The sequence below is a fragment of the Kineococcus indalonis genome (assembly GCF_009906395.1).
GTDB lineage: Bacteria > Actinomycetota > Actinomycetes > Actinomycetales > Kineococcaceae > Kineococcus > Kineococcus indalonis.
Genome location: NZ_JAAALM010000091.1, coordinates 1 through 10,118, shown reverse-complemented (window position 1 = coordinate 10,118; position 10,118 = coordinate 1). Strand labels below are relative to the sequence as shown.

Genomic DNA, 10,118 nt, shown 5'->3' with positions numbered 1-10,118 from the left:
GCGGTGCTCCGAACGGGCGGTGGGCGGGCCCGGTCAGACCACCGAGTCCAGCCCGGCCTCCTTGGCGCGCTCGACGAGCTTCTTGACCTCCTGGGCGCGGGCGCGGGTGGTCACCAGCAGCGCGTCGGGGGTGTCCACGACCACGAGGTCGTCCACGCCCAGCAGGGCCACCACGCGGTCGTTGGCGGGCACGACGAGCCCGCCGGCGACCTGCTCGGTGATCACCAGGGCGGCGTCGCCGAGCACGCGCGGCTCGTCGACCTCGGCGGGCAGCAGCTCGGCCAGGGAGGAGAAGTCCCCCACGTCGTCCCAGCCGAAGGTGGCCGGCACGACGGCCACGCGGCCGGCCTCGGCGGCCGGCTCGGCCACGGCGTGGTCGATGGCGATGGAGGGCAGTGCGGGCCACTGCTCGGCCAGCACGGCGTCGCGCTGCGGGGTCTCCCAGGCGTCGGCGATGCGCTGCAGGCCGGCGTGCAGGGCCGGGACGTTCTCGGCGAGCAGCTCCAGCAGCACGTCGGCGCGGGCGACGAACATGCCGCCGTTCCAGCGGTAGTCGCCGGTGGACAGGTACGCGGAGGCGGTGCGCGCGTCGGGCTTCTCCTTGAACTGCAGCACCCGGCGGGCGTTGGGGGCGCCCTGCAGGCGCAGCCGCTTGCCCAGGCGGATGTAGCCGAAGCCGGTGGCCGGGTGGGAGGGCGCGATGCCGATGGTGACGACGAAGCCGCGGCGGGCGGTGACGACCGCCTCCTCCACGGAGGACTCGAAGTCGTCGCGGCCGGAGATGTTGTGGTCGGCGGCGAAGGAGCCGAGCACGGCGTCGGGGTCGCGGCGCACGAGCACGGCGGCGGCCAGGCCGATGGCGGCGGCGGAGTCGCGCTGGCACGGCTCGCGCAGGATGTTCTCCGGCGGCAGCTTGGGCAGCTGGGCGGCCACGGCGTCGGCGTGGGCGCGCCCGGTGACCACCAGGGTGCGCTCGGCCTCGGTCAGCGGCAGCAGCCGGTCCCAGGTGGACTGCAGCAGGGTGCGCCCGCGGCCGGTGAGGTCCAGCAGGAACTTGGGCCGGTGGCTGCGCGAGAGCGGCCACAGCCGGGTGCCGGCGCCCCCGGCGGGCACGACGGCGTGGAAGTCCGACAGGTCGATCGTGGCGTCCTCGAGGTCGTCCGCCGACCAGGGCGCGGCGCCCGCCGGGCCGCCCGCCGGGACGCCGCCCGGCACCCCCTGGTCCACGCCGCCGTGGTCGTTCCCGCCCTGCTCCTGCACGCCTGACCCCTCCCGTCCGCCCGCACGTCGGGGCGAACCTACCGGTAGGGGTGCGGCCACCGGGAGTGTCCGCGGGGGCGCACCCCGCCGGAGGAGGTGAGGTGAGGGGGTCCTGACCTGCTCGGAGCAGCGCGCCCGCTCACCGTGAGTCATTCGTCACAAAACCTCCCCACCGGCCTCCGGGGGCGCGGCGGGTCGGGGGTGCGCGCCTACGATGGACGTCGGACGCCGCCACCCGAGCGCCGGAGCCCGGGAGGACCCGGCGTCGGACGAACTCGAGGAGGACGCCGGTGGCCACGAGCCTCACCCCGCCGCCGCAGGGGGCCAAGACCAGGATCAAGCCGCCGGGGACCCTGTACCGCGGCCGCGAGGGCATGTGGTCCTGGGTCATGCACCGCATCTCGGGCGTGCTGATCTTCTTCTTCCTCTTCGTGCACGTGCTCGACACGGCGACCGTGCGCATCTCCCCCGAGGTCTACGACGGCGTGATCGCGCAGTACAAGAACCCCGTCATGGGCCTGGGCGAGTCCGGCCTGGTCGGCGCCGTGGTCTTCCACGCCCTCAACGGCGTGCGGATCATCCTCGTCGACTTCTGGGGCAAGGGCACCCGGCACCAGCGGGCGATGTTCTGGACCGTGGTGGGCCTGTGGGTCGCGATCATGGTGCCCTTCCTCGTCCGCCACCTGACCATCGTCTTCACCCACTGAGGCGGCCCGCGATGAGCGCACCCGAGCAGACCCCCGGCGCCGACTACTCGCCCGCCCTGGAGGCCCCCCGCTCCCCGTACCGGCGCAACCGCTCCACGCGCACCAACTGGGAGCTGTACGGCTGGCTGTTCATGCGGATGTCGGGGCTGGCCCTGATCGTCCTGGTGTTCGGCCACCTGTTCGTGAACCTCATGACCGGCGAGGGCATCCACCAGGTCGACTGGGGGTTCGTCGCCGGCAAGTGGGCCAGCCCGTTCTGGCAGACGTGGGACCTGCTGATGCTGTGGCTGGCGATGCTGCACGGCGCCAACGGCGTGCGCACCGTCATCAACGACTACGCCGAGCGCGACGCCACCCGGTTCTGGCTGAAGATGGCCCTGTACCTGGCGACCGTCGTCGTGATCGTCGTCGGCACGCTGGTGATCTTCACGTTCGACCCGTGCTCGTCCCCCGCCCACCAGTTCTCGTTCTGCGCGCCCGTCGACGACGTGCCGACCGTCACCAGCCCCGGCAGCTGACCGGCGAGCGATCCGAGGAGACACCATGCAGACGCACCAGTTCGACGTCGTCATCGTCGGGGCGGGCGGCGCAGGCATGCGCGCAGCGCTCGAGGCGGGCCAGCGCGCCCGCACCGCCGTGCTCACCAAGCTCTACCCGACGCGCTCGCACACCGGCGCGGCCCAGGGCGGCATGTGCGCCGCCCTGGCGAACGTCGAGGAGGACAACTGGGAGTGGCACACCTTCGACACCGTCAAGGGCGGCGACTACCTCGTCGACCAGGACGCGGCCGAGGTGATGTGCAAGGAGGCCATCGACGCGGTCCTGGACCTCGAGAAGATGGGCCTGCCCTTCAACCGCACCCCCGAGGGCAGGATCGACCAGCGCCGCTTCGGCGGGCACACCCGCGACCACGGCAAGGCGCCCGTGCGCCGCTCCTGCTTCGCCGCGGACCGCACCGGCCACATGATCCTGCAGACCCTCTACCAGCAGTGCGTCAAGCACGAGGTGGAGTTCTTCAACGAGTTCTACGTGCTGGACCTGCTGCTGGTCCCGGCCGGCGAGGCGCTGACCGGCGACGAGATCGAGGGCGCCGTCGACCAGCCGGCGCTGCAGACCCCGCCGAGCATCGGCGTGCCCGGCGACAAGCGCGTCGCCGGCGTCGTGGCCTACGAGCTCGCCACCGGCGAGATCCACGTCTTCCAGGCCAAGTCCGTCGTGCTCGCCACCGGTGGCGCCGGCAAGGTCTTCAAGACGACCTCCAACGCGCACACCCTCACCGGCGACGGCATGGGCATCGCCTACCGCCGCGGGATCCCGCTGGAGGACATGGAGTTCTTCCAGTTCCACCCGACGGGCCTGGCGGGGCTGGGCATCCTGCTGTCCGAGGCCGCGCGCGGCGAGGGCGGCATCCTGCGCAACGCCGACGGCGAGCGGTTCATGGAGCGCTACGCCCCCACCATCAAGGACCTCGCGCCGCGCGACATCGTCGCCCGCTCGATGGCCAACGAGGTGCGCGAGGGGCGCGGGGCCGGCCCGAACAAGGACTACGTCCTGCTCGACCTGACCCACCTGGAGCCGGCGCACATCGACGCCAAGCTGCCGGACATCACCGAGTTCGCCCGCACCTACCTCGGCGTGGAGCCCTACACCGAGCCGGTGCCGGTGTACCCGACCGCACACTACGCCATGGGCGGGGTCCCCACGAACGTGCAGGCGGAGGTCCTCTCCGACAACACCCACGTCGTGCCGGGCCTGTACGCCGCCGGCGAGGTGGCGTGCGTGTCGGTGCACGGCTCCAACCGCCTGGGCACCAACTCGCTGCTGGACATCAACGTCTTCGGCCGCCGCGCCGGCATCGCCGCCGCGGAGTACGCCACGAAGGCGCAGTGGGTGGCGCTGCCGGCGCAGCCCGAGAGCGCCGTGGTGGCGCAGCTGACCGAGCTGCGCGACCGACCCGCCGGCTCCGAGCGCATCGCCGCGATCCGCGCGGAGCTGCAGGAGACGATGGACGCCAACGCCCAGGTGTTCCGCACCGAGGCCACCCTCAAGCAGGCCCTCACCGACATCGAGCGGCTCAAGGAGCGCTACGCGCGCGCCGCCGTCCAGGACAAGGGCAAGCGGTTCAACCTGGACCTGCTCGAGGCCCTGGAGCTCGGCTTCCTGCTCGACCTCGCCGAGGTGATGTGCATCGGCGCGCTGGAGCGCAAGGAGTCGCGCGGCGGGCACTTCCGCGAGGACTACCCCAACCGCGACGACGTGAACTTCATGCGGCACACGATGGTGTACCGCGACACCGGAGCCGACGGTCGACAGACCACGCGCCTGGACTTCAAGCCCGTCGTCCAGACGCGGTACCAGCCGATGGAGCGCAAGTACTGATGTCCACCACCGAACAGGGTCCCCTCGAGACCAACGCCGCCGCCGGTCCCGCGAAGTCCTCGCGGGCCGCGTCGCAGCACAGCGGCGGCGCGCAGCCGCGCGAGGGCGGCAACATCGGCAGCACCGGCGAGGTGCCCAGCTTCGAGGTCACCGTGCGCATCCGCCGGTACGACCCGGAGCGCGACTCCGAGCCGCACTGGGAGGACTACCGCCTCACCATGCACGGCACGGACCGCGTGCTGGACGCGCTGCACAAGGTGAAGTGGGAGCAGGACGGCGCCCTGACGTTCCGCCGCTCCTGCGCCCACGGCGTGTGCGGCTCGGACGCGATGCGCATCAACGGCCGCAACCGCCTGGCGTGCAAGACGCTGCTGAAGGACCTCAACATCGACAAGCCCATCCTCATCGAGCCCATCAAGGGGCTGCCGGTGGAGAAGGACCTCATCGTCGACATGGAGCCCTTCTTCGCCGCCTACCGCGAGGTGATGCCGTTCCTGATCACCAAGGGCGCCGAGCCGACCCGCGAGCGCATCCAGTCCCAGGCCGACCGCGAGCGCTTCGACGACACCACCAAGTGCATCCTGTGCGCGGCGTGCACGTCGAGCTGCCCGGTGTTCTGGAACGACGGGCAGTACTTCGGCCCGGCGGCCATCGTCAACGCCCACCGGTTCATCTTCGACAGCCGCGACTCCGGCTCCGAGCTGCGCCTGGAGATCCTCAACGACAAGGAGGGCGTGTGGCGCTGCCGCACGACCTTCAACTGCTCGGAGGCGTGCCCGCGCGGCATCCAGGTGACCAAGGCGATCGCCGAGGTCAAGCAGGCCCTCATCACCCGCAAGGTCTGAGCCGGGCGCCGCTGCCGGCGCCCCCTCCCCCGGCCCGTCCCGCTCGCGCAGCGGGGCGGGCCGTCGCGCGCGGCGCCCGCCTGGGTCAGGATGGCCCTCGTGCGCCACCAGGACCGCTACCTGCAGATCAGCCGTGTCCTGTACCGGCACGGCCTGGGCTACTTCGTGCACGCCCTCGGGCTGGAGCGGTGGGTGCGCCCGGGCAGCCGCTCGGCGGCCCCCGCGCAGCCGGAGGAGCAGCACACCGTCGCCGTGCACGTGCGCCTGGTGCTGGAGGAGCTGGGCCCCACGGCGGTGAAGCTGGGCCAGATCCTCTCCACGCGCCCGGACCTGCTCAACCCGGCGTTCCAGCGGGAGCTGGAGAAGCTGCAGGACCGCGCCTCCCCCGTGCCGGCGGACGCGATCCGCGCGGCGGTGCGCGAGGAGCTGGGCGCGGACCCGGAGAAGGTCTTCGCCCGCTTCGACACCGTGCCGCTGGCCAGCGCCTCCATCGGCCAGGCCCACGCGGCCACCCTGGCCGACGGCAGCGAGGTGGTCGTCAAGGTGCGCCGGCCCGGGGTGGTCGAGGAGGTCGAGGCGGACCTGGAGATCCTGCGGGCCCTGGCGGCGCGCGCCGCGCACCGCTGGTCGGCCGCGGCGGACTACGACGTGGTGGGGCTGACCGCCGACTTCGCCGACACCCTGCGCGCGGAGCTGGACTACCTGCAGGAGGGGCACAACGCCGAGCGCTTCGCCCGCAACTTCGCCGGCGACCCCGACCTGCACGTGCCCGAGGTGCGCTGGGACACCACCACCTCGCGCGTCATCACGCTGGAGCGCCTGCGCGGCACGAAGATCAGCGACCTGCAGGCGCTGGACGAGGCGGGCATCGACCGCAGCGCGCTGGCCGCGCGCGCCACGCGGCTGCTGGCCGACATGGTCTTCGAGCACGGCTTCTTCCACGCCGACCCGCACCCGGGCAACTTCCTCATCGAGCCCGGCGGGCGCATCGGCCTGCTCGACTACGGCATGGTCGGCGAGGTCGACGAGCGCACCCGCCGGCAGCTGGCGGCCCTGTTCGCCGCCTTCGAGCGGCGCGACCCGGCGCGCATCGCGGCCGCCTTCACCGACATCGGCGTCACCAAGCAGCGCGTGGACCGCGGCCGGCTGGCCGCCGACGCCGGCTACCTGCTCAGCCGCTACGAGGGCCTGCCGCTGGGCAGGGTGCGCATCGGCGACGTGGTGCGCGACGTGCTGGAGATGCTGCGCCGGCACCACCTGGCGCTGCCGCGCAACCTCGCGCTGGTCGTCAAGATGATCGTCATGACCGAGGGGCTGGGCTCCACCCTGGACCCCGGCTTCCAGATCGGCACCGTGCTGGGCCCGTACGCCCGGCGCCTGGTGGTGGGGCACCTGGACCCGGTGGCGATCGCGCGCCGGCTGCGCCAGGCGGGCGTGGACGCCGCCTCGCTGGGCGTGGAGCTGCCCGGGCAGCTGGGGCGGCTGCTGGACGCGCTGGACCGCGACGGGGTCTCGGTGTCGGTGCGCACCGACGAGCTGGACCCGCTGGTGGCGCGGGTGGAGCGCATCGGCAACCGGCTGGTGGTGGCGCTGGTGGCGGCCGCCGGCATCGAGGCGCTGGCGGTGCTGGCCTCCACCGACCCGCAGCGGCTGAAGCCGTACGAGACGAAGGTGGCCGCGCTGGGCGTGGCGGCGGTGGGCTCGCTGACGGCGTACCTGGGCTGGACCGCCCGCGGCCACCGCCGCCGCCGCTGAGCGGGCGGGGCGCACCGCGCCGCCGCCCGCTCAGCGGCCGTCAGCTGAAGCTGGCCTGCACCACGCGCTGCCCGCCGGGGCGGGCCGAGCGCGAGCGGCGCAGGTCGCGCACGACGAACCCGCGGGTGATGAAGCGGTCGGTGCCGTCGAAGCGCGGCGCGAACGGCGAGCGGCCGTGCATGGCGCGCAGGTTGTCCAGGAAGAGCACGTCACCGGCCTGCAGCACCACCGCGCTGCGGTGGGCGACGTACACCTCCAGCACCCGCTGCAGCAGCGCCTGCGCGCGGGCGGTGATGCCGTGCATGAGGTCCTGGTCCACCAGCAGCACCGGGTCCTCGGGGTCGCCGGACAGGATCGGGAAGGGCCCGCGCACCTCGCGGGTGTCCAGGAAGTCGGCGAAGGACTCGTCGACGAGGGTGGTCCACAGCGGCCGGTGCAGCTCCAGCAGGTCCTCGGCCTCGAAGTGCGCGGCGAGCTCGGCGCCGCGGAAGGCGTAGGTGGCGGCGTCGGCGTCGCCGCGCAGGCAGCCGAGCACGACGTAGTCGGGGCGCAGCGCGGAGAAGCACTGCTCGGTGTGCGCCTCCAGCTCGACCCGGGAGCCCTGCGACTGCTGGGTGGCGGCCAGGCGGCGGTTGGGGACCATGTCCTGCAGCAGGTGCCCGTGCGCCTCGGCGGCGTAGCCCAGCACGTGGCCCAGGGCGTGGCTGAGGACGGCCTGCTGCCGGCCCAGGAGGGTCGCGCCGCCCAGGCCGCCGGCGTTGTCCGCCGGGGTGGGCGGCAGCTCGCCGGTCTCCAGGCCGCGCAGCACCAGGACCCCGGAGTCGGAGCCGTCCCGCTCGAACTCCCACAGGCGCTCCACGACGGCGGCGGGCACCTCGCGCACCAGGGCGCGCGCCTGCCGGCAGAACCGCTCCGGCTCGTGCACGGGGTGGGCGGTGACCCGCTCGCCGAGGGCGGCGAGCTGCTCGCGCTCGGCGGGGCCCACCTCGCGGAGGGTCGGGACCGCGGTGGGGGGGCGCAGGGGGGCGGACGCGGACACGGACGGACCTCCGATCGACGGTGAACTCGGTCCTGCGCACGCTAGCGCGGCGGGACTGGGCAGTCTGCCCCTCCGACGGACCCGTGTGCGGCAGAGTGCCGACCCGCCCGGCGCGGACCGGCGCGGACCGGCGCTGACCGGCGCTCAGGCGAAGGGCGCCACCGGCACGCCGGCGTCCTGCAGCGCCGCGCGCACCCGCCGCGCGATCCCCACCGCCCCGGGGGTGTCGCCGTGCACGCAGATCGACTCCGCGGCCACCGGCACGACCGCGCCGTCCACGGCCACCACCTCCCCGGCGGTGGCCAGGCGCACGCAGCGGCGGGCGACCTCCTCGGGGTCGTGCAGCACGGCGCCGGGCTGCGAGCGGGGCACCAGCGTCCCGGCCGGGGTGTACGCGCGGTCGGCGAACGCCTCGGCGACGGTGCGCAGCCCCGCGGCGGCGGCCAGCTCCAGCGACCGCGAGCCGGGCAGGCCCAGCAGGGGCAGCGCCGGGTCGTAGCGGCGCACGGCCTCGACGACGGCGGCGGCCTGCGCCTCGTGGTGGACGACCGCGTTGTACAGGGCGCCGTGGGGCTTGACGTAGGCGACCCGCGTGCCGGCGACGCGGGCGAAGGCCTCCAGGGCGCCGAGCTGGTACAGCACGTCGTCGACGAGCTCGGCGGGGTCCACGTCGATGAAGCGGCGGCCGAAGCCCGGCAGGTCGCGGTAGCCGACCTGGGCGCCCACGACGACCCCGCGGGCGGCGGCCAGGTCGCAGGTGCGGCGCAGGACCGTGGGGTCCCCGGCGTGGAAGCCGCACGCCACGTTCGCGCTGGTCACCACCTCCAGCAGGGCCTCGTCGTCGCCGAGGGTCCAGCGGCTGAAGCTCTCGCCGAGGTCGGAGTTCAGGTCCACGCTCGCGGTGCTCCGCACGGGGTTCAGCTCCAGACCGTTCCGAGGGTGGACAGCGAGCGGTAGGCCAGGAACAGGGTCACCAGCCACGCCAGCAGGCCGATCCCGATGAGCCAGCGGGGGTAGCGGTAGCCGCCCAGCAGGTCGCGCCGGCGCAGCGCCACCCACAGGACCACGACGAGCCCGATGGGCAGGATCAGCCCGTTGAACGCCCCGGCGAACACGAGCAGCCCCACGGGGGCCGCGCCGGCCAGGACGAAGAACGCGGCGGAGACGACGATGAACAGCACCGTCAGGGCGTTGCGCACGCGCACCGGCGTGGAGGAGCCGGTGAGGAAGGTGACGGAGGTGTACGAGGCGCCGATCACCGAGGTGAGCGCGGCGGCCCACAGGATGACGCCGAACACCCGCAGCCCCACCTGGCCGGCAGCGGCCTGGAACGCCGAGGCGGCCGGGTTCTCCGCCGCGAGCGCCGTGCCGCCGGCGACGACGCCGAGCACGGCCAGGAACAGCAGCGCCCGCATGACGGCGGTGACGAGGATGCCGCTGACCGAGCCGCGGCTGATGCTGCGCAGGTTCTGCGGCCCCGTCACGCCGGCGTCCACCAGGCGGTGGGCGCCGGCGTAGGTGATGTACCCGCCGACGGTCCCGCCGATGAGGGTCGTGATGGCCAGCGGGTCGATCGTCCCCGGCGCCACGACGTTGCGCAGCGCGGCGCCGACGGGCGGGTCGGAGACGACCGCCACGTAGGCCGTCATCGCGATCATCACCAGGCCCAGGACGACGACGATGCGGTCCAGGGCGGCCCCGGCGGCCCGGCTGAGGAAGATCGCCACCGCGAGCAGCGCCGACAGGGCCGCTCCCCAGCGGGTGTCCAGGCCGAGCAGCGCGTCCAGCCCCAGCCCGGCGCCGGCGACGTTGCCGATGTTGAACACCAGGCCGCCCAGGACCACCAGGGCGGTGAGCACCCAGCCGACACCGGGCAGCACGCGGTTGCCGAGCTCCTGCGCGCGCAACCCCGAGACCCCGATGACGCGCCAGACGTTCAGCTGCAGCGCGATGTCGACGAGGATGCTCACCACGATGGCGAACGCGAACGCCGCGCCCAGCTGCGCGGTGAACGTCGTGGTCTGGGTGATGAAACCGGGCCCGATGGCGCTGGTGGCCATGAGGAACATGGCGCCGACCAGGGCGCGGGAGGTCTTCGGGGGCCGCTCGGCGCGCGCGGCGGGGGTGGTGCTG

9 protein-coding genes are annotated in these 10,118 nt (G+C 73.8%); 5 read left to right on the top strand and 4 right to left on the bottom strand.

Annotated elements, in window-relative coordinates; all coding sequences use genetic code 11:
* Positions 1-33: 33 nt before the first annotated feature.
* Positions 34-1,140 carry a mannose-1-phosphate guanylyltransferase gene (locus tag GTR00_RS06835; protein ID WP_166610887.1) on the bottom strand — a complete coding sequence of 369 codons (1,107 nt, stop codon included), beginning with the start codon at positions 1,138-1,140 and terminating at the stop codon, positions 34-36.
* A 410-nt stretch (positions 1,141-1,550) separates the two neighbouring features.
* Here GTR00_RS06835 and sdhC point away from each other — a divergent pair, with 410 nt between their 5' ends.
* The 5 genes from sdhC to GTR00_RS06810 all read left to right on the top strand — a co-directional run bounded on the left by sdhC (position 1,551) and on the right by GTR00_RS06810 (position 6,946).
* Positions 1,551-1,967, top strand: a complete 417-nt coding sequence (gene sdhC, locus GTR00_RS06830) for a succinate dehydrogenase, cytochrome b556 subunit (RefSeq protein ID WP_166610884.1) — start codon at positions 1,551-1,553, stop codon at positions 1,965-1,967.
* An 11-nt stretch (positions 1,968-1,978) separates the two neighbouring features.
* Entirely contained in the window at positions 1,979-2,485 is a 507-nt protein-coding gene (locus GTR00_RS06825; RefSeq protein ID WP_166610883.1) for a succinate dehydrogenase hydrophobic membrane anchor subunit, read from the top strand.
* Positions 2,486-2,510: 25 nt separating this feature from the next.
* Positions 2,511-4,346 (top strand): FAD-binding protein, encoded by a 1,836-nt coding sequence (locus tag GTR00_RS06820; protein WP_166610882.1) that lies wholly within the window; start codon positions 2,511-2,513, stop codon positions 4,344-4,346.
* On the top strand, positions 4,346-5,191 hold the full coding sequence (locus GTR00_RS06815) for a succinate dehydrogenase iron-sulfur subunit (RefSeq protein WP_166610881.1): 846 nt from the start codon (positions 4,346-4,348) through the stop codon (positions 5,189-5,191). Before GTR00_RS06820 ends, GTR00_RS06815 begins: the two co-directional genes overlap by 1 nt.
* 90 nt (positions 5,192-5,281) lie before the next feature.
* Positions 5,282-6,946 (top strand): ABC1 kinase family protein, encoded by a 1,665-nt coding sequence (locus tag GTR00_RS06810; protein ID WP_205705235.1) that lies wholly within the window; start codon positions 5,282-5,284, stop codon positions 6,944-6,946.
* 40 nt (positions 6,947-6,986) lie between these two features.
* Here GTR00_RS06810 and GTR00_RS06805 read toward each other — a convergent pair whose 3' ends face one another.
* From GTR00_RS06805 to GTR00_RS06795, 3 genes are all read right to left on the bottom strand, one after another.
* Complete coding sequence (locus GTR00_RS06805) at positions 6,987-7,931, bottom strand: TauD/TfdA family dioxygenase (protein WP_323132288.1); 945 nt, start codon at positions 7,929-7,931, stop codon at positions 6,987-6,989.
* Positions 7,932-8,129: 198 nt separating this feature from the next.
* A complete protein-coding gene (locus GTR00_RS06800; protein WP_323132287.1) occupies positions 8,130-8,897 on the bottom strand; it encodes a LamB/YcsF family protein in 768 nt (255 codons plus the stop codon).
* Between the two features lie 5 nt (positions 8,898-8,902).
* Positions 8,903-10,054 (bottom strand): NRAMP family divalent metal transporter, encoded by a 1,152-nt coding sequence (locus tag GTR00_RS06795; RefSeq protein ID WP_407659644.1) that lies wholly within the window; start codon positions 10,052-10,054, stop codon positions 8,903-8,905.
* Positions 10,055-10,118 lie beyond the last annotated feature (64 nt).

Coding starts and splice junctions, on each gene's coding strand:
- GTR00_RS06815 (WP_166610881.1), top strand. CDS start 4,346: ATGTCCACCACCGAACAGGGTCCCCTCGAGACCAACGCCGCCGCCGGT.
- GTR00_RS06825 (WP_166610883.1), top strand. CDS start 1,979: ATGAGCGCACCCGAGCAGACCCCCGGCGCCGACTACTCGCCCGCCCTG.
- GTR00_RS06795 (WP_407659644.1), bottom strand. CDS start 10,054: ATGTTCCTCATGGCCACCAGCGCCATCGGGCCCGGTTTCATCACCCAG.
- GTR00_RS06810 (WP_205705235.1), top strand. CDS start 5,282: ATGGCCCTCGTGCGCCACCAGGACCGCTACCTGCAGATCAGCCGTGTC.
- GTR00_RS06820 (WP_166610882.1), top strand. CDS start 2,511: ATGCAGACGCACCAGTTCGACGTCGTCATCGTCGGGGCGGGCGGCGCA.